This is a genomic window from Sinorhizobium sp. P24N7, from assembly GCF_042436655.1.
GTDB lineage: Bacteria > Pseudomonadota > Alphaproteobacteria > Rhizobiales > Rhizobiaceae > Sinorhizobium > Sinorhizobium meliloti_A.
In genome coordinates this window covers 110,068-129,082 of record NZ_JBHMIW010000008.1, presented here as the reverse complement: position 1 = coordinate 129,082, position 19,015 = coordinate 110,068, and the positions used below count along the sequence as shown (strand labels likewise).

General features: G+C 62.2%; 18 protein-coding genes. 7 read left to right on the top strand and 11 right to left on the bottom strand.

Translation table 11 applies throughout. From position 1 onward, the window contains the following. Nucleotides 1-212: 212 nt before the first annotated feature. Nucleotides 213-440, top strand: coding sequence for a hypothetical protein (locus tag ACFHWW_RS15985; protein WP_379939193.1), 228 nt, complete (start codon nucleotides 213-215; stop codon nucleotides 438-440). Nucleotides 441-530: 90 nt separating this feature from the next. Here ACFHWW_RS15985 and ACFHWW_RS15980 read toward each other — a convergent pair whose 3' ends face one another. Both ACFHWW_RS15980 and ACFHWW_RS15975 read right to left on the bottom strand, forming a co-directional pair. Further along, nucleotides 531-812 carry a hypothetical protein gene (locus ACFHWW_RS15980; RefSeq protein ID WP_324763543.1) on the bottom strand — a complete coding sequence of 94 codons (282 nt, stop codon included), beginning with the start codon at nucleotides 810-812 and terminating at the stop codon, nucleotides 531-533. A gap of 590 nt (nucleotides 813-1,402) precedes the next feature. Continuing rightward, nucleotides 1,403-2,296, bottom strand: coding sequence for a LysR family transcriptional regulator (locus tag ACFHWW_RS15975; RefSeq protein WP_379939191.1), 894 nt, complete (start codon nucleotides 2,294-2,296; stop codon nucleotides 1,403-1,405). 155 nt (nucleotides 2,297-2,451) lie between these two features. On the opposite strand from ACFHWW_RS15975, the gene ACFHWW_RS15970 reads away from it, so the two are divergent. The 4 genes from ACFHWW_RS15970 to ACFHWW_RS15955 all read left to right on the top strand — a co-directional run bounded on the left by ACFHWW_RS15970 (nucleotide 2,452) and on the right by ACFHWW_RS15955 (nucleotide 6,207). Continuing rightward, on the top strand, nucleotides 2,452-3,105 hold the full coding sequence (locus ACFHWW_RS15970) for a hydrolase (protein WP_100671585.1): 654 nt from the start codon (nucleotides 2,452-2,454) through the stop codon (nucleotides 3,103-3,105). Between the two features lie 170 nt (nucleotides 3,106-3,275). Then, the gene (locus ACFHWW_RS15965; protein WP_379939189.1) at nucleotides 3,276-4,160 is read left to right on the top strand and encodes a Ku protein; all 885 of its coding nucleotides are present in this window, start codon (nucleotides 3,276-3,278) and stop codon (nucleotides 4,158-4,160) included. Between the two features lie 122 nt (nucleotides 4,161-4,282). Further along, complete coding sequence (locus tag ACFHWW_RS15960; RefSeq protein ID WP_324763541.1) at nucleotides 4,283-5,101, top strand: Ku protein; 819 nt, start codon at nucleotides 4,283-4,285, stop codon at nucleotides 5,099-5,101. Nucleotides 5,102-5,277: 176 nt separating this feature from the next. After that, complete coding sequence (locus tag ACFHWW_RS15955) at nucleotides 5,278-6,207, top strand: LysR family transcriptional regulator (protein ID WP_275599290.1); 930 nt, start codon at nucleotides 5,278-5,280, stop codon at nucleotides 6,205-6,207. A gap of 48 nt (nucleotides 6,208-6,255) precedes the next feature. Here ACFHWW_RS15955 and ACFHWW_RS15950 read toward each other — a convergent pair whose 3' ends face one another. From ACFHWW_RS15950 to ACFHWW_RS15935, 4 genes are all read right to left on the bottom strand, one after another. Continuing rightward, entirely contained in the window at nucleotides 6,256-7,845 is a 1,590-nt protein-coding gene (locus ACFHWW_RS15950) for an MFS transporter (protein ID WP_379939186.1), read from the bottom strand. 89 nt (nucleotides 7,846-7,934) lie between these two features. Continuing rightward, nucleotides 7,935-9,872: an amidohydrolase gene (locus ACFHWW_RS15945; RefSeq protein ID WP_379939184.1), complete on the bottom strand. Its 1,938-nt coding sequence runs from the start codon at nucleotides 9,870-9,872 to the stop codon at nucleotides 7,935-7,937. Continuing rightward, nucleotides 9,869-10,117: a XapX domain-containing protein gene (locus ACFHWW_RS15940; protein WP_324763538.1), complete on the bottom strand. Its 249-nt coding sequence runs from the start codon at nucleotides 10,115-10,117 to the stop codon at nucleotides 9,869-9,871. The genes ACFHWW_RS15945 and ACFHWW_RS15940 overlap by 4 nt, the downstream gene beginning before the upstream one ends. A 138-nt stretch (nucleotides 10,118-10,255) precedes the next feature. Further along, the gene (locus tag ACFHWW_RS15935; protein WP_338282302.1) at nucleotides 10,256-10,912 is read right to left on the bottom strand and encodes a hydrolase; all 657 of its coding nucleotides are present in this window, start codon (nucleotides 10,910-10,912) and stop codon (nucleotides 10,256-10,258) included. Nucleotides 10,913-11,168: 256 nt separating this feature from the next. On the opposite strand from ACFHWW_RS15935, the gene ACFHWW_RS15930 reads away from it, so the two are divergent. Beyond that, complete coding sequence (locus ACFHWW_RS15930) at nucleotides 11,169-13,070, top strand: potassium transporter Kup (RefSeq protein ID WP_338281621.1); 1,902 nt, start codon at nucleotides 11,169-11,171, stop codon at nucleotides 13,068-13,070. Nucleotides 13,071-13,199: 129 nt separating this feature from the next. Then, entirely contained in the window at nucleotides 13,200-14,000 is an 801-nt protein-coding gene (locus ACFHWW_RS15925; protein WP_338281622.1) for a class I SAM-dependent methyltransferase, read from the top strand. 331 nt (nucleotides 14,001-14,331) lie between these two features. On the opposite strand, the gene ACFHWW_RS15920 is transcribed toward ACFHWW_RS15925, so the two are convergent. The 5 genes from ACFHWW_RS15920 to ACFHWW_RS15900 all read right to left on the bottom strand — a co-directional run bounded on the left by ACFHWW_RS15920 (nucleotide 14,332) and on the right by ACFHWW_RS15900 (nucleotide 18,931). Then, nucleotides 14,332-14,607, bottom strand: a complete 276-nt coding sequence (locus ACFHWW_RS15920) for a hypothetical protein (RefSeq protein WP_018098276.1) — start codon at nucleotides 14,605-14,607, stop codon at nucleotides 14,332-14,334. 334 nt (nucleotides 14,608-14,941) lie between these two features. After that, nucleotides 14,942-15,307: a DUF488 domain-containing protein gene (locus tag ACFHWW_RS15915; RefSeq protein ID WP_379939181.1), complete on the bottom strand. Its 366-nt coding sequence runs from the start codon at nucleotides 15,305-15,307 to the stop codon at nucleotides 14,942-14,944. An 81-nt stretch (nucleotides 15,308-15,388) separates the two neighbouring features. Continuing rightward, entirely contained in the window at nucleotides 15,389-15,856 is a 468-nt protein-coding gene (locus ACFHWW_RS15910) for an EF-hand domain-containing protein (protein WP_275599296.1), read from the bottom strand. 172 nt (nucleotides 15,857-16,028) lie between these two features. After that, nucleotides 16,029-17,450 carry a pyridoxal phosphate-dependent decarboxylase family protein gene (locus tag ACFHWW_RS15905; protein WP_379939179.1) on the bottom strand — a complete coding sequence of 474 codons (1,422 nt, stop codon included), beginning with the start codon at nucleotides 17,448-17,450 and terminating at the stop codon, nucleotides 16,029-16,031. Nucleotides 17,451-17,491: 41 nt separating this feature from the next. Continuing rightward, the gene (locus ACFHWW_RS15900) at nucleotides 17,492-18,931 is read right to left on the bottom strand and encodes an FAD-binding oxidoreductase (RefSeq protein WP_379939177.1); all 1,440 of its coding nucleotides are present in this window, start codon (nucleotides 18,929-18,931) and stop codon (nucleotides 17,492-17,494) included. Nucleotides 18,932-19,015 lie beyond the last annotated feature (84 nt).

Below are 19,015 nucleotides of genomic sequence, written 5' to 3'. Positions count from 1 at the left end.
CACGATGAAGAATTCTCTGCTGGGGCACCATTCACCGGGAAGAGCATGCGATACGGCGACGGATTCGACATGCCTAACAAGCACAAGGCGTTGAAGAAGGCGCTTGCCCTTGCAGAGAAGAAACAGAAGCACGTGAAGAATCAAACCCCTAACCGACAACCAAATATGCCCGAAGCGAAATAAAGCGGCTTAATGTCGCCCTACCCTACATCATGAAAGAACGGCATATTCCCATTGAGGAATATGCAGAATTGCAAGGATACAACTACAAAACATTACCCACGAATAAGAAGGCGCGAACCGAATTTCTGGCGCAGCAGGAGCGGCTTATTAAGCTGCTCAAAAGCAAGGGATTCGTCGAAGCAGCGTTGATCCACGGGAGAAAGCGAAAGCAGCTGCAAGACCAGCTAAACGATGATTTGGCACTGTTGGCTGATTGAAGTCCCTTGGCGAAGCTCTTGAAGGGCAGCCATGAGGCGCTTGAACCCGCTTAAGACGAAACCCCGGCACCCGACGACCGGGGTTTTTGTCTAGTCCGTGACTAGCGCGACCAGCTTGCGTTCCACGACGCAAGCTTCGACGAGAGTGGTTTCGTCATTAAGAACACGAAGTAGCGTTTGCTGATCGGGCATTTTCATCTCGCACCGATATACTGCCATCGCAGCAAGTTCGCCTTCGTCGGGATCATTCTCAATGAAGTCGCGACGTTGCTCCAAAGCGGCAGCTTGGCATTGTTCAAGCGTCTCTGTGAAAAAGAGTAAATCGTCATTGCCCGGAGAAATCTGGTACGCGTACAGAGTGGCTGTTTCCATCTTTGGGATACTCCCTTTCAAAAATCACCCGCGCAGGTATAGTCCAATCCTCGAGGTTTGAAATTGTCGAATCCTACAAACCGGGTTGGGGAAAGAATGAACCGTCTCGTGGTTTGGCTATGGATTGCGCTCGCTACCGCGGCGAATGCACAAGCAAAAGTCGGTGCGGACTATTCCGGCAGTTACCTATGCAAGACCACAGCGAGCGGCGGTCCTTGTTCGTGGCAACGATGGCGTTTGGCAAGCGACGACGTCCAACGTTGTGGATGATGCCTATGTGATCTCTTGTCTCGTCGACGATCGACGGACTGGCTCCAGACGGTTTGGAGAACTGGGATAGTGACCTCTAAACTTGCTCTGGGCACGCCCCGAAAATGAGCGGCAGCCTTCCGCGCTACCCGCTCCGACAAATCGACGAAGCAGACCGTCCGCCGACTCAGCCTTGAACCATCCGTGATCGCGGCACGATGGGGGGCGGTTGTACTTGGAAGAAACGCGGTGGATCTCGCCACTAAGGGCAGTCAGCTGAGGTCTATCGACGCCAGAAATAACTGGGAACCATGCACGGAGGGCCTCGCCCCGTTCGTGTTCTAACGGTCGAGGCCCCAAACGTCCGGATTTCGTGCGAAGTACTCGATCAGCATTTCTACGAGGACACGGACTTTCCGGGCGGGGTGCTGACCCGGGGGCCGGACGACATACGCGCCTGCCGAAGGTGGGGGGTAGCGTCTCATGACCGGGACGAGCGCGCCGGAGGCCACATACTGGTATGTGATGCAATCGGGGAGCCAGGCGATGCCGAGTCCTGCCGCCGCGGCAGCGGCAAGCGCCGTAGCGTTGTCGGCCTTGAACCTGCCCTGCGGCTGAACCGTGACAATCCTGCTGCCATCCATGAACTGCCAGGTTTCCGTTCCCTGCATCAGGGCCTGATGGTTGACCAGTTGCTCCGGCGTCTCAGGTGAACCGTGCGCTTCGATATAGGCCGGGCTTGCGACAAGCTTTCCATAGATCGGCCCGACGCGCTTCGCGATGAGGTTGGAGTCCTGAAGGTAACCAACCCGGATCGCGCAATCGAAACCTTCGGAGATGAGATCGACGAAGCGATCGCTGTAGGAGGTATGGATGTGCAGTTGCGGGTGTTGTTGCGCCATTTCCGCAAGCACGGGGGCGAAGTGGGTCGGGCCGAAAGAAAGCGGCATGGCAACCCTCAGGCGGCCACGCAACTCACCGGTGGGAAGGATCGTTTCCCTGGCCGCATCGATCTCGGCGCTGGCTCGGGCCGCATGGTCTCTGAACGTCACTCCCGCTTCTGTAAGCGCGGCGCCGCGGGTCGTTCGTGCAAGAAGCTGAACCCCAAGCTCCGCTTCAATCCGAATGAGCCGCCGACTGACGATCGATTTGGAGACGCCGAGCCGGCGCGCGGCAGCCGATACGCCCCCGGCATCGGCCACTGCGACGAATGTCTGTAGATCCTCGATATCCAATCCGGCGTTCCTCATTTCGCGACACAGCTTGTCTGACTATGGCACTATCGCACCACCAAAAGGAACAGCAAATTGAGTCCAGGCAACGTCGCCCGCTGGCGCATGTCTCCCGTGAAACCCGTTGCCGTCCATAGCGGCAGAGAAAGGAAGTCTTGATGACCCCTCGTAACGGCCTCGATTCGCTTCTTCGTCCCGAAGACTCGGTCCTCGTTCTGATCGACCACCAGCCCTATCAGCTCACAAACGTGAACAGCCACGAACCGCAGATGGTGGTCAACAATGCGGCGGCTCTGGCGAAGGCCGCCAAGGCCTTCGCCGTGCCCACGATTCTGACGAGCGTGATCGCTGATCGGGGCGGCCGCATCTTCCCCCAGATCACTGACGTGTTTCCCGGCCAAGAAGTGATCGATCGGACGTTCATCAACACCTGGGAGGATGAGAAGGTCGTGGACGCAGTCAAGGCCACCGGACGCAAGCAGCTCATCATCGCGGGCCTGTGGACCGAAATATGCGTTGCGATGCCGACGATCCAGGCGCTCGGCGAAGGTTGGGACGTGACGGTCGTCACCGATGCGTCCGGCGGCACTTCGGTCGAGGCCCATGAGGTCGCCATCCAGCGCATGATCATGGCTGGCGCGAACATGATGACGTGGCTGTCGGTGGCTGCGGAATGGCAGCGCGACTGGGCCCGCACGGAGCATGCCGCCGAGCTTTCGGAGGTGCTCGTGCAGCATGCCGCCGGCAGCGGCATCGCCTTCCTGTGGGAGCAGCAACTGCTCAACACGCCGGTACCACGGGACGCGGGCTGATCCGAGCGGGGATGACGAGAATCTTGACCGGCGCATTGTGAGCCGATCGTTTGTCGAGCCTCGTCATCCCCATTCTGCTGGGCTGCGTAAATCTTCAGAGAGATTTGCCCCGTACCGGAACAAAGCGGAATGCGATTCGGTTGACTCCCCGGATATACAGGGAGTTAGCCATGGCAGTCTCGGCACGAGCCCAATGGAAGGGCTATCTCCGATTTGGTGAAGTCACTGCGCCGGTGGCGCTGTACACCGCCACGTCGACCTCCGACCGGATCGCCTTCCACACGGTCAACCGCGAAACCGGAAACCGGGTACGGCGCGAGTTCGTCGACAGTGTCTCCGGCAAGCCGGTGGAAAAGGAAGATCAGGTCAAGGGCTACCAGATCGGCGACGAGCGATATGTGGTGCTCGAGCCGGAGGAAGTCGCCTCCGCCGTTCCGGAGAGCGACAAGACGTTGCGGGTCCAGGCGTTCATTACCTGCGACGACGTCGACAAGGTCTATTTCGACAAGCCCTATTATCTGACACCCGACAAGATGGGCACCGACGCATTTGCCTTGCTTCGCGAAGGCATGCGCAAGAAGAAGGTCGCCGCAATCGCCCAAACGGTCCTTTTCCGCCGCATCCGCACCGTTCTGCTTCGACCGCATGACAAGGGACTGATCGCTACGACCCTGAACTTCGACTACGAGGTCCGGAGCGCCAAGGAGGCCTTCAAGGAGATTCCGGACATCAAGATCGAGGGTGAGATGCTCGACCTTGCCAAGCACATCATCGGCATGAAGAAGGGCACCTTCTCGGCCGAAGAATTTGACGATCGCTACGAGGCTGCGCTCGCCGAACTGATCAAAGCCAAGCTCGAGGGCAAGTCGCTGCCGAAACGCGCACCGCCGAAGGTCTCGAAAGCCAATGATCTGCTTGAGGCGCTCCGCCAGAGCGCCGGGATGAAAAAGCCGCCGGCGGCATCGAAGAAGCGCGCGAGCAAGGAAAGCGCAGCAAAGGCCAAGGCGAAACCGGCTGCAAAGAGCGCGCCCGCCCAGCGCCGCCGCGCGAGCTAGAGCAGAATGAGGAAAGTGTGCGCGATTTTCCGCCCGCATCCCGCTCTAGCTGTTGGAACCGGTCACGTACATGTTTTCAGGTCGAACCGACCTAAAAACATCATGATCCAGGGAGGTGAACGATGGCGCCCCCGCGTCCATATTGGAAAGGCTACCTGAAACTCTCGCTCGTCACCTGCCCCGTTTCGATGATGCCGGCGACCAGCGAGTCCGAAAAGGTCCGCTTCCACACGCTCAACCGCAAGTCCAACAACCGTGTCGTCTCCCGGTACGTCGATGCGGTGACCGGCAAAGAGGTCGACGAAGACGACGAGGTAAAAGGTTACGAGCGCGGCGAAAACGACTTCCTCGTAATCGAGGACGAGGAGCTGGAGAGCGTCGCGCTCGAAAGCGCCAGGACGATCGACATCGAGAAGTTCGTTCCGCGCGAGGCGATAGAATGGATCTGGCTGGAGAAGCCTCACTACCTTACGCCCTCGGACGAGGTCGGCCACGAAGCTTTCAGCGTGATCCGCGACGCCATGGTAGCCGAGAAGGTCGCCGGCATTTCACGGCTCGTGATCGGCCGGCGCGAACGCGCCGTGATGCTGGAACCGTGCGGCAAAGGCATCATTGTATGGACCCTTCGCTATGGCGACGAGGTGCGCAAGCCGGAGACTTATTTCGCCGATATTGGCGATGGGGATGACGATCCGAAGCTGATGAGCCTCGTCACCTCGCTGATCGAAGAACGCAGCAAGCCATGGAACCCGGATATGGTCAGCGATCCCGTTCAGGAAAAGCTGCTCGAAATCATAGAAAGCAAGCGGAAGCATGCGAAGAAGGTAGCCAAGCCGAAAGGCAAGGAGGGAGAGCCGGTCCACGCCGGAAATGTCATCGACCTCATGGCGGCGCTCAAGGGAAGCCTCGAGAAAAAGAAACCCGGGGGCAAGAAGTCTTGAGGCGAGCGGCATGCGTTTCCGGAGCGATCCGGGTACCCCGAGGGTGGCAACATCGGTTCATCCAATATCGCCGGGTCGGTCGCGGCATCCGTGCGGCGGCTATCGCAAGTGTAGCCTTGCCGATATGGTGGGTATAATTGAATGGTTTTCTTCGTATTGTTCCAGAAAGTTGGAAAGTGTCGAATCCAGGAACTCCGACCTTCGAGCAACTCCGCGTCTTTCTGGCGGTAGTCGATAGCGGAAGCTTTGCCGGGGCCGCGCGCAAGCTCAACCGTGCAGTCTCGGTCATAACCTACGGGGTGGCCAATCTCGAAGCGCAGCTTGGCCTTGAGCTGTTCGAGCGCAAGGGCACGCGCAAACCGCAACTCACGGCCGCGGGGCGCGCAGTGCTCGCCGAAGCGCGCGGCCTCGCCGAGGGCATCGAGGGCCTGCGCGCCAAGGTCAAGGCGCTGCATGACGGCCTGGAAGCAGAAGTGGATATGGCCGTCGACGTGATGCTGCCGACGGAGCGGCTGGGAAAGGTGCTGCGAGCCTTCGCCGAAGCCTTTCCGACGGTATCGCTCCGACTGCATGTCGAGGCGCTCGGAGGGGTGACTGCGGCAGTACTGGACCACAAGGCGATGATCGGCATCTCCGGTCCCTTGGCGACCGGTGTTCGAGGCGTGGAGTGCATCGCGGCAGGCTCCGTATCAATGGTCCCGGTGGCGGCACCCCATCACCCGCTCGGGCGCATGGAGCGGATAGCGCCTGGCGATGCCCGCGATCATGTCCAACTTGTGCTGACGGACCGTTCCCCTTTTACCGCAGGCCGGGACTTTTTCGTGCACAGCCCGCGTACATGGCGGCTGGCGGATCTTGGCGTGAAGCATGCGCTGCTGCGCGAGGGAATCGGCTGGGGAAACATGCCTCTTCCACTCATACGACCCGATCTGGCAAGCGGCGCGTTGCTCCGGCTTTCCATGCCGGATCACAGGGGTGGCATCTACCGGTTCGGCGGCATCTGGCGCCGGGATACCCCGCCGGGACCGGCCGCGGCGTGGCTGCTGAACCAGTTCGTGATACTCGGAGCCGCTGACATCGAGGAAGCCGGACTTTCCGACATTTAGAGCACTTCCGGGAGAAGTGTTCCCGTCCGGTGTGGTCTCGGGTGAAGATTACAACGGTCTCAGCAGATGACGCACGATCGGCGGGTGATCACCGATATGAAAGGCGTTGAGCGTCTGCTGGTCGATCTGGTCGGCATGGGTGACGCGGGCGTGCTGGCGCTGATGCTCCAGCCAGCTTTCGACCACGAAGCTCTCGACAACCCGCCCGGGCTCGGCAACGTCTTCCCACACATCCCAGCGTATCGCTCCGTCGCGTTGCCGTACCGATCGGAAGCGACGCAGGGCCGCGACGAACTCGGCCGTCCTCTCGGGTGCAATCCGATACTCGATCTCGACCAGAACTGGCCCGCGCTCGCCGGCGGGCTGAACCGAGACCACGGGTTCAGCCCAGTGGTGCGAGGGCGCCAAGTCGGCGCCCGCATCCCTGGGAAGACGCCAGATCGCCGCGAGAACGAGTGCCGCAGCCTGGCCGATGGCCGCGATGGTGAGCGCCGTCGTGACATCGGTTCGTGCGGCGACCGAGCCCCACAGGACACTGCCGCCCGTCATGGCTCCCTGGAAGGCGAGAAGATAGACAGCAAGCGCGCGCGCTTTCACCCAGCCGGGCGAGGCCATCTGCGCGGCGACGTTGAGAGATGTCAGCATGGCGATCCATGCAAGGCCGGCAATCGCCATGACGGCGCCCGCCGCCCAGGCGTTCGACGTGATGGCCAGCAACAGGGTGGCGAGAGCGAAGAGCAGCGTCGCGCCGATGGAGAGCGTGTTGGCAGGAACATGCCGGCGCAGCTTCTTGAGCAGCAACGCCCCGACAACCGCTCCGGCACCCATGCAGCCGAGCAGGGCGCCATATCCGGCTGCGTCGAGCCCCAGACCGCGCCGCGCGACCAGCGGCAGCATGGCCCACAGCGCGCTGCTGAAGACGAAGAAGCCGACGGCGCGGACGAGCACCAGACGAAGTGCCGGCGCATGCCGGGCATAGCGATATCCGGCCTTCAGCGCGCCGACGAAGTGCTCCGGCGGCAGGGAGCGCGAGTCGGCCGGACGCTTCCATCTGACGAGCACGACGAGCACCGCAATGACCGATAGGGCATTGAGCGCAAAGACAGCGGCGGTTCCGGCCACGGCAACGATCACACCACCGAGCGCCGGGCCGATCGCGCGGGCGATATTGATCCCAAGGCTGTTGAGTGCGACGGCATCCGGCAGCGTGGGCTGATCGACCAGTTCCGGTACAATCGCCTGGAAGACAGGCGCGGTAAGGGCGGCGGATATCCCTAGCACCAATGTGGCGGCCAGCAACACATAGGGCGTCGTCAGGTCCTGCCAGGTCAGCCCGGCCAGGACTGCCGCGGCAACCAGACCGAGCGTCTGGCTCGCCAGCAGCATGCGACGTCGGTCGACAGTATCGGCCAGCGCGCCCGCGGGCAGCGCGAGCAGGAACATCGGCAAGGTGGTCGCTGCCTGCACGAGCGCAACCAGCAGAGGACTCGGCGACAGCGAGGTCATCAGCCAGCCGGCGCCGACATCGTGCATCCAGGTGCCGATGTTGGAAACGATGGTTGCGATCCACAGCGCCCGGAAAATCGGAAAGCTCAGCGGGCCGGCCTTACTTGCCGCGGCAGATTGGTGTGCAGTCAATGTCAGCTCCGTCCGATGGCTGGAAATGGCAATCGATATGAGTTCCCCGATCAACCGAGATGCTCGAGGAGCGTATTGACCTGTCACCGTCACACTGCCCAACAGCCGCAGCCCAATGCACCCCAGAACGTTCTGGAATCGGCCGTGGGAACACTGGCGCCGAGCGGGGCGGCGTGGTCGTGGCCATGCACGGCGCAGCCGTTCGCGCATCCGCAGCGCAGCGACAACTTGGCGCGCGCCTCCGGCGTCTTATGGTAGCCGCCGAAGGTGCTGACCGGCGACCAGTCGGGCATCGGTTTAGGAAGCTCCGGCGCAAGCGGGGTGTATTCGCCGTCCCCATGCACAACCTTACCGCCGAGAAGAGTGAGCACTGACCGCAGATGCACGATGTCGTCATCCGGCACAGCGAAATAGTCGTCGGAGAGCACAGCCAGATCGGCAAGTTGCCCTACCTTTATCTGACCTTTCTTGCCTTGCTCGCCGGAGAACCAGGTGTTGCCCTCGGTCCAGAGCCGAAGCGCGGTCTCGCGGTCGAGGCGATTGGCTTGCGGATAAAGACGCAGACCGCCGACGGTCTTTGACGTCACCAGCCAGGAGAGCGACACCCAGGGATTGTAGCTCGCAACCCGCGTCGCGTCGGTTCCGGCGCCGACGGGAACCCCTGCCTGCATCATTCTCCGGATCGGCGGCGTGCGTTCGGCCGCCTTCGCGCCATAGCGCTCGACGAAATACTCGCCCTGATAGGCCATGCGATGCTGCACGGCGATGCCACCGCCAAGCGCGGCGATGCGGTCGATATTGCGATCGCTGATCGTCTCGGCATGATCGAAGAACCAGTTGATGCCGGTGAACGGGATGTCCCGATTCACCTTCTCGAAGACATCGAGCGCGCGGCCGATCGTCTCGTCATAGGTGGCATGGAGCCTCCACGGCCAGCGGTTCTCCGCCAGCAGGCGAATGACCGGCTCGAGGTCAGCCTCCATATTCGGTGGCATCTCCGGCCGCTCGACGCGGAAATCCTCGAAGTCGGCCGCTGAGTAAACCAGCATCTCGCCGGCACCGTTATGCCGGTAACTGTCATCTCCCTTACCCGGTGAGACCTGCTTCACCCAGGAGGAGAAATCGGCGAGTTCCTGCTTGGGCTTCTGCGTGAAGAGATTGTAGCTGATGCGGACGGTAAGCTGGCCGTCGCGGTGCAGCCTCTCAACGATCTCATAGTCATCGGGGTAGTTCTGGAAGCCCCCGCCGGCGTCGATTACGCTGGTGACGCCAAGCGCATTGATCTCGCGCATGAAGTGGCGGGTCGAGTTGAGCTGGTATTCGGGCGGCAGCTTCGGCCCCTTGGCGAGCGTCGAATAGAGGATCGTCGCGTTCGGCTGAGCGAGCAGAAGGCCGGTCGGATTGCCGGCCGTATCGCGCAGGATCTCGCCGCCGGGTGGATTGGGCGTATCCTTCGTGTAGCCGACAACGCGCAGCGCTGCCGCATTCAACAGCGCCCGGTCGTAGAGGTGGAGGATGAAAACCGGCGTATCCGGCGCGGCTGCGTTCAATTCGCCGATGGTCGGCAGACGCTTCTCCGCGAATTGGTGTTCGGTAAAACCTCCCACGACACGCACCCATTGCGGTGCAGGCGTCCGGTCGACCTGCTCCTTGAGCATCGCCATCGCCTCAGCGAGGCTGGGCACGCCATCCCAGCGCAGCTCCATATTGTAGTTCAACCCACCACGGATGACGTGCGTGTGGCTGTCGGTCAACCCCGGAATGACGCGGCGCCCTTTCACGTCGATGATGATTGCATCGGGTGCCGCAGCCCGCGCCGCGGCTTCGGAACCGACCGCCAGGAAACGCCCGTTGCGGATCGCTATGGCCATTGCGGACGGGTTTTGACGATCGAGCGTGGTCACCTTGGCGTTGACGAGGACCAGGTCATTATTGGGCATGGGAGTCTCCTTGGCATAGGCTCGGAATGGCGAGGAGAGCGCCGCCGCGGCGACGCCGGCGATGGTCTGGCGACGGGTGAAGCTCATGAGTCCTTCTCCCGATTGTGAGGCATCGGCCCGAGCACGTGCTCGGCGCACCCGGTCTTGACGAAGGAAGTCACGTCCTGTCCGGCGAAGGCACGCTTGGCGATCGGTAGCATCTGCTCGCCGAGCAGCATGCCGAACAAACCGACGAGGGCGACGACGGGCGGCGCCGGCGAGCGGACGCCGAGCAGACTATAGACTACGCCCACCAGCAGGCCGGCGCCGAGCGAGAGCAGGTAGATCTTCATGCGGTCTCTCCTTCCCTGCGTTTGGATCGATTCCGGGATGGCTCCGCCCGCCCCCGGAAGGCGGCGCGCGCTTTCCGAGGACCACGGTCGGCCTGCCGCCGGATTGCGGCGCCGAGGATCGCCTTTCCTCGTTCCGCTCTAGCCGTGACCGCCCTCGGAGGCACCGAACATGGCCGTGGCATAGGTGATCCCGATGCCATAGGCGCCGCCCCACTTCTTCGCGATGCCGGTCGTGAGCTCGTAGGTGTCGGCCCGGGCCCAGTCGCGCTGCAATTCGAGAAGGTATTGCACCGAGGTCACCGGGCGGGCACCGGCCTGGACCATGCGCTCCACCGCACGCTCGTGGGCTTCGGCCGAAACATCGCCGCAGGCATCGGTGATCACATAGACTTCAAAGCCTTGGTCGAGCGCCGATAGCGTCGGACCGACGATGCAAACAGACGTCCACAGGCCGGCGAACACGATCCGATCCTTGCCGATACGGTTCACCTCCTCGATGACGGCCGCATCCTCCCAGGTGTTCATCGAGGTACGGTCAAGAAGCCGCTGGCCGGGAAAGGCGTCCGTGACTTCCGCAAACATCGGTCCCGAGAAGCTCTTTTCGGCGACGGTCGTGAGGATGGTGGGCACCTCGAAGCCGGCTGCCGCGCGGGATATGAGCGCCGCATTGTTGCGGAGCAGTTCCGGCGCGATGGACTTGGTCGCAAACGCCATCTGCGACTGGAAGTCGATAAGGACGAGCGCATGATCGGTCGGGGACAGCAACGTCTTGCCGGGCGTCGTGGTGGCGGTGATGCTCATCGTAGATCTCCTGCTGTTAACTCGTTTCGGCCGACCCGAATTCTTCAGGGGCGGGACCGTGATCCATGCTTTACAAAGGGACGGAGCGCGCATGTAGTTGTATAATTTCTCTGCATTCGTTCTAGAAAATTGAAAAGCAGCATCAGCAGGAACAAATCGGAAAGCGTCTCAGTTAGTTCGATTGCTGGACTCTCGGCGGCTTTGAGCTTCTTCAGATGTATCAGCACGTCGACCCAGCAAGGGAGACCATATGGCCGACTCCCTCGACCACGCACCGGCTCGAGCGAACAATCTGCCGCAGTTTCTGGCGCTGACCATTGGAGCAATCGGCGTCGTCTACGGCGATATCGGGACCAGTCCTCTTTACGCCTTCCGCGAGGCGCTGCGCCCTTTTGGGGCGGGTGGCGTCGGGCGAGAAGAGGTTATCGGTCTCGTGTCGTTGGTGATCTGGACGCTTACAGCCATCGTCACCATCAAATACGTGCTCTTCCTGCTTCGTGCCGATAACGATGGTGAGGGCGGCACTCTGTCCTTGCTTGCCCTGTTGCTGAAGAAGGGAAGCGGGTATCCGGTCATGATGTTTTTTGCCGGCGTTCTCGGTGCCGCTTTATTCATCGGCGACGCGATGATCACGCCTGCGCTGTCGGTGCTCTCGGCCGTCGAAGGCTTGAAGCTCGTGACGCCGGCACTCGACGACTACGTGCTGCCGATCGCCATTGTGATAATCCTGCTGCTTTTTGCCGTCCAGTCACGCGGAACCGGGGCTGTCTCGATATTTTTCGGTCCAATCACCCTGATTTGGTTTCTCGTCATGGCGGCCGCAGGGATTGCGCATATAGGCGACGATCTGGCGATCCTTTCAGCCTTCAACCCCCTCAACGCGGTCGGTTTCTTATGGGATGCCGGTCTCGTGGGCTTTATCGTGCTCGGCGCCATCTTCCTTACCGTAACAGGCGCTGAGGCGCTTTATGCCGATCTGGGCCACTTCGGGCGGCGGCCCATCCAGTCGGCCTGGTTTACGGTCGTGTTCCCCGCCCTTGCGTTGAACTATCTCGGACAAGGCGCGCTGGTGTTGTCCCATCCGGATGCCATCTCGAACCCGTTTTTCCTGATGTTCCCGAACTGGGCTTTGTTGCCGATGGTGGTTCTTGCAACTGCCGCAACGATCATCGCCAGCCAGTCCGTGATCACCGGAGCCTTTTCTCTCATACGGCAAGCAATCCACCTCGGCTTCCTCCCGCGGTTCGAGATCTGCTATACCTCGGAAACCCAGACCGGTCAGATATATCTACCTCTGGTCAACACCACCCTCCTCATCGGCGTGCTCGCCCTCATGCTGGTGTTCGGCAGTTCCGAGGCTCTTGCTCCGGCCTACGGCGTATCCATTACCGGCGCGATGGTGATTGACACGATTCTTGCCTTCGAGTTCGTGCGGCGCCAATGGGGCTGGTCCGCCTCGACAGCTACAGCGGTTCTGCTTCCCTTGTTCAGCCTTGAACTGATCTTTCTTGGCGCCAACCTGTTCAAGGTTCATCACGGCGGATACGTGCCTATCCTCATTGCCGGCGCCTTGATCACGATGATGTGGACCTGGCGAAAGGGTATCGGCCTGCTGCGCGAGAAGACTGCTCGTCAGGACATTCCGCTCAACCAGTTCATAACCATGGTTGAACGAAAGTCCGAGCATGCTCCTGTCGACGTGCCCGGAACTGCGATCTTCCTGACAGCCACACCGGAGACGACACCGGCTGTTTTGCTGCACAACATCAAGCACAATCACGTGCTGCACAGGCATAACGTCATCCTGACCATCAGGACTGCCAAAGTCCCCTACGTACCGGAGAAAGAGCGCTACACAATTACAAAGCTGTCTGACCGGTTCAGCCTATTGGAGCTGAGATTCGGCTTCATGGACGATCAGAATGTCTCAAAAGCCCTGGCGCGCTGTCGAAAGGAAGGATTCAAGTTCGACATAATGTCGACGTCCATTTATCTCGGCCGGCGTAAACTTATAGCGGATTCTCAATCAGGATTGCCGCAGTGGCAGGACAGGCTCTTCATCGCCATGGCCGACTCGGCGATTGATCCAACCGAGTACTTCCATCTGCCCGCAAATCGCGTGGTCGAGTTGGGAGAGCAAGTCATCATTTAAGGCCTCGAGAGAATCTGAAGTTTATGACGGCTGCACTGCGCAGGTCTGTCGACGCGCGCGTGATGTGTGCCGCCTTGGCAACCCCTTCTCACAGGTCTAGATTGGGTCCCCGCGGCGAGGGAGGCCCTGATGACATCAAGCTTCAACGTGCATGATGCAGCCGGTTATGAGCAGCTCATGGGCCGCTGGAGCCGGAAGCTTGCGCCGAAATTCATAGATTTTGCCGGCGTCGCCGATGGAGAGAAGGTTCTGGATGTCGGCTGCGGAACCGGCAGTCTCACCTTCGCGCTCGCCGACGCCGCCAGGCTCGAAGAGATCGCCGCGATCGACTATTCGCCCGTCTTCGTGGAGGAGGCGATCCGGCGCAACACCGATCCGCGCATAAAGATAAGAGAAGCGGATGCCTGCGCCCTGCCGTTCGAAGACCGGACCTTCGACCGCGCCTTCGCCCTTCTCGTGCTCCACTTCGTACCCGAAGCGGGCAAGGCCGTGGCCGAGATGCGCCGCGTGGTGCGTCCCGGCGGCGTCGTCGCGGCGGCGGTGTGGGACCATTTCGGCGGAATGCCCGGCATGCGCATGATGGTCGACACGGTGGCGGCGCTCGGCGAAGGCGGGCGCGCACTTCGCGCCCGCTACTGCTCCCAGCCGATGATGCAGCCGGGAGAAATGAAGCGGACATTTGTCGAGCAGGGTCTCGCAAACGTCATGGAAACCGAGCTGATGATCCGCATGGATTACCGGAACTTCGACGATTACTGGGCGCCGATCGGCGCGGGCGAAGGGCCGCTCGGAAAATATGTGGCAACGCTCGATGCGGAAGAGCGGGCACGCACCCGTGCCGCCGTGCGCGACGCCTACGAAGCCGGCCGGCCCGACGGTCCGCGCTCATTTGCGAACGTCGCCTGGGCCTGCCGGGGCACAGTTCCGTGATCGAGCCGCTCGCGATCGCGTGCACCGACATTCTCAGCCGGTCCGCCTGGCCAGCATAGGCACATGAACTAAGGCCTGTTGAGATTCGGGCCACCCGCGGCGGCTTGTTTGAGTTCCTCATTCCTGTGCTTGTCACAGGAATCCAGCCAGACCAAGTCCTTGGGCTGAAAGAAAGCTTCCCGCGCCGCAGACGCGGCGCTGCTCGATCCCTGTGACGAGCACAGGGATGAGAGTGAGGGGAGATGCAGTCCTCCGATACGTTACCCACAGCGCCGCGCGTCTTGTGAGACGCGCAAAGGTCGCTGTAGCACTTTGAGCTGCTCAACAGGCCTTAATGCAGAACGGGCGGCGCTTGACGCCGGAACAGTGCGATCAGTGAGATACCGTGCTGCAAAAGAAGTTCCGCGGCCGGCAAATCCATTGTCGCGACGTCTTCGGCGCAACCGCTGATAATTCTGGCGAGACTGATCGAGTTTGCTGCAAACCGATCATCGCCGATTTCCTGTGCCTCGTCCGCGGTGGCTTCAAGTGCGTCCGCGACAAGGGTCATCAGGTTTGCGCGCTCGCGAGGCGTCATCTCATTCAGGGTCTTGGCAGAATCCCGCATTGCTGGCTCCTTTGGTCGTTAAGGCGGCCTCCGCAGGCGCGGCCGGTCGGCCGGGCGGACGTTTGCCACGTTTATTGTTGGAGTACGGGTCGAAGCTTTCATCGCATAAATCGGTATCAGGCACGGCGAATGCAAGGAATGGCTACTATGCGGCTACCGCATGCCCGGGTTGATACCGGCAACCGCGGACGGAATGTCGCGTGAACAAGGGCGGTCATTGTCCACGTCTTCGGAGCGGGACGAGGCGAACCGTGTGCGGTTTTCCGCCCGTATGCCGCCCTGCTTACCAGAATCGATTACGATTTTAGGCCGATCCGACCTGCAATCATAGGGACTAAGAGGCCCCTCCCCGCTCCAGCCACGCCTTCAGCGCAACCGCATTGTTGTGCGCCTCGTCACGCGCGGCATAAAGCAGCGTCAGCGGCCCCTCTTTCCATCGTTCGCGCAACTCCGCTACCGCCGCCTGCGCGGCCCCGCTCTCGAGCTCCTCCGCATAGGCGGCACAGAACGCATCCCAATCCTGCGGCTTCCCATGAAACCGCTTGCGCAGCTCGTCGCTCGGCGCGATGTCCTTGAGCCAGAAGTCGATGCCGGCCTTTTCCTTGGCGACGCCGCGCGGCCAGAGCCGGTCGACGAGGACGCGCGTACCGTCGGACGCGCCGGGCGCCTGGTAGACACGCTTCAACTGGAGTGATGCCATAGGGTCCCCACGATGCGTGCCGGGGCGGCCGCAACCGTCCCGGGGAGGAAAACTGCTTTCATCCAGCGTAGCGGAGCCTTGCTAATCGTGGAAGAAGCCCTGTATCTCTTCCGGCGTGACCTTGCCGTCGCGGTTGATATCGACCTTGTCGAAAACCCGCTTGTGGATGGTGCTGATCTCCTCGAAGGAAAGGGCGCCGTCATTGTCCGCATCGGTGATGGCGAACATGATTTTCATCATCTGACGGTGCATCGTCTGCCGGTGCATCATCATGCCCCGCATCCGGTCGCGGTGCCGCATCCGGTCGCCGCGCTTCCCGTCGCCACGTATCATGTCCTCGCGCATCATGTCTGGTTGATCGCCTTGGGTGACGCTTCCACCGCCCCCCTGATCGCCGGGTTGCATGTCGGGTTCAATGCCCTGGTCCTGGGCCGGCATTTCTCCTGCGGGCGGAATTGGAGCGGGTGCCTGGGCGGCAGTGGCCGTTGCGGCGCTGATGGCCATGATGGCGGCAAGGGCCGTCACGGTCGGAAATTTCATCAGTGACATGTGAGCTCCTCCTCGAGTTGCACGTCGGTGTGCGGTAGCGGCTGCATTGTCCTCAGACGGCGCGGCGGTTTCGCCGCGGTCATAAAACAGCCGCCCCATCGCCTGCTAACCGCAAGGGCGTGGAGAGGTTCCGATACGGGCCGCCCTTCTTTCGGAGCCGGGCAAAAGCGCCTTACACCTCAGTGCCATCGCGAACGGCGCGCCAGGCAGCGATGATCGCCCCGGCGGTCCTCTCGCCGGCGCGGTCGTCCGTCAGCCAGGAGATGACCGAGAGCCGCATCACCTTGCGGCCGCGCCAGACGGCGCCGCCGGCGAACAGGATGCCATCGGCCTGCAGCCTGGCGATCGTCGCCTGGGTCATCCGGTCGCCTTCATCGCCCGGCATCGCCGCTTCGAAACGTACCAGGATCTGATTGAGGACCACCTCGTTCAGGACGTTTATGCGCTCTTCGCCGCTCAGCCGCTCGGCGATGGCGCGGGCGACGCGGCAATGCCGGTCGACCATGGCGGCGATGCCTTCGCGTCCCAGATGCTTGATCATCGCCCAGGTGGCAAAACCGCGGGCTCGGCGCGACAGTTCGGGCACGAAATGGCTCGGGTCCCGCTCGCCCTCGGTGGTCGGCGGCAGGTAGCTCGCGGCGATCGTCATCGCCCGGCGATGCGCTTCCTGATCGCGGATGATGGCATATCCGCAGTCATAGGGCGTCTGCAGCCATTTGTGGCCATCGGTCGCCCAGGAGTGTGCTTCTTCGATCCCGTCGGTGAGCCCGCGCTTTCCGGGAGCGGCGCGCGCCCAGAGGCCGAAGGCGCCGTCGACATGAACCCAGGCGCCCAGGCGCCGGGCAATCGGCATGATGCCGGCGAAGTCGTCGAAGGCACCGGTATTGATCTGTCCTGCCTGCAGTATCGCAATGCAGGGACCGGAGACCTGCGCCGCTGCCTCGGCGAAAGCCGATCCGGTGATGCGACCCATGTCGTCGGTCCGGACGCGCAGCACGCGGTCGTGCCCGAAGCCCAGGAACTGCAGCGCCGAAAAGACCGTCGCATGCGCGTCGTCGCCGATCAGCACCGCGACCGGCGGCGCGCCGAAGAGGCCCTGCGCCTCGACATCCCATCCGGCCTGCCGCAGCACCTCTCCGCGCGCTGCGGCGAGGCAGATGAAATTGGCAAGCGTCGCCCCGGTCGCAAAGCCGACGGAACTCTCCCGCGGGAGATCGAGAAGATCGAGCAGCCAGTTGGCCGCGATTGCCTCGGCGGCGGCTGCGGCCGGCGCCGCGTGATGGTTGCCGGCGTTCTGTCCCCAGGCGCTCGTCATCCAGTCGGCCGCAACCCCGACCGGATGGGAACCGCCGATGACCCAGCCGAAGAAGCGTGGCCCCGTCATCGCGTGAAGCCCCGGCTCCGCTTTCGCGGCAAGCTCGTCGATCACTATTGTACCGGCGCTTCCCCGTTCCGGCAGAGCTTCCCGAAACATCTTCAATGCGGCCGGATACGATTGCTCCGGCCGCTGCTGCAGCTCCGTAATTTTCTCGCGGAAACGCGCGGCGTGCTCCGCCGCGCGTTGAAGAATTTCGCCGGTCGTTTGCTCCTTCATGAACTGCCTCCAGACGTTACCTACGAACGAGGCCACCCGCTTCAGGCCGCCCCGCGTTCCTCTATCGGCCGAACGTTCTGGTTCATCCGGAAGAGATTGAGCGGGTCGTAATGCCGCTTGACCTCGACGAGCCGGCCATAGTTCGCGCCGTAGGCCGCCTCGACCCGGTCCATCTCGTCTTCAGGCATGAAATTGACGTAGGCCGTGCCGGCGGCATAGGGCTTTGCTGCCTCGAAGAGATGCCGCGCCCAGTCGATGCAGGCCTGGTCCATCGCCGCGTCCCGCCATCGGCCGTGCACGTTCATGACGAAGTGCGAGTTGCGCTGCGGGAAAGCGGTTTCCTCTGCCGCAACGCGGCCGGCGGCGCCGCCGACATGGGCGATGAATACCTCGCATTCCGGGCCCGGCAACTGACGGATCGATTCGGTGAGAATGCCGATCGCCTGATCGGAAAGCTCCATGAAGTCGTGGCTCTTCCAGTAGTTGCGGGCACCCGGAGCGAGTAAGGGGTCGAAAGCCTGCTGCCAGCCGACGAAGGGATGCGGCGATACCACGTCGGCGATCGGATTGCCGATCGCCCGCAGCTCCGCCACCGCCTTCTCGCCCGCCTCGAGATCGCCGCAATAGCACATGGCGAGCACGACGACCTCCTTGCCGTGCCATTCGGCCGGTATGAAGGGCAGCGGCGGCGCCCGGCGCATCACCACCCAGCAGGTGAGTTCGTCCGGCGCATTTTCGAGGGCCTGCCTGTATTGCTGCAGCACGCTTTCGGCTTCGGCAAAGGGATGGACGACAAGCCCGGAGAGCACGTCGGGGCCGAGTTCGTGCAGGCGGAATTCGAAGGCCGTCACGACCCCGAAATTGCCGCCGCCGCCCCTGATGGCCCAGAACAGGTCGCGGTGCTCGGTGGGGCTCGCGCGCACCAGTTCGCCGTTGGCCGTGACCACATCGGCCGATAGCAGGTTGTCGATCGTCAATCCGAATTTGCGCGTGATCCAGCCGAACCCGCCGCCGAGCGTCAGGCCGGCAATGCCGGTCGTCGAGTTGATGCCGGTCGGCAATGCAAGACGGAAGGCCTGCGTCTCCACGTCGAGATCAGCAAGCGTCGCCCCCGGCTCGACCCAGGCCGTCTTCGTCGTCGCATCGACCCGCACCGATTTCATCGGCGTGAGGTCGATCACCATGCCGCCGTCGCAGACCGCGTTGCCGGCGATGTTGTGACCGCCGCCGCGCACCGCGACGAGCAACCGGTTCTCCGCCGCGAAGCGCACCGCATTGACGACGTCGGCCGCTCCGGCGCATTGCACGATCAGCCCGGGCCTTCGGTCGATCATGCCGTTCCAGATCGTGCGCGCCCCGTCATAGGCGGCGTCGGTCGCAATCAGGACGCGCCCGCGAAGGCGCGCAGCAAAGGCCTCGATTGCCGCGGCGCTGATCATTGTTATTCCGTTTTGCAGATTGATGAGGCTCATGTCGTTCATGATTCGCTCCTCCCGCGGTGAACCATTGCCCCCAGCGGCGGGCATTCTGCGCCTTTGCCCTACACCCGGCAAGCAGACCCGCGG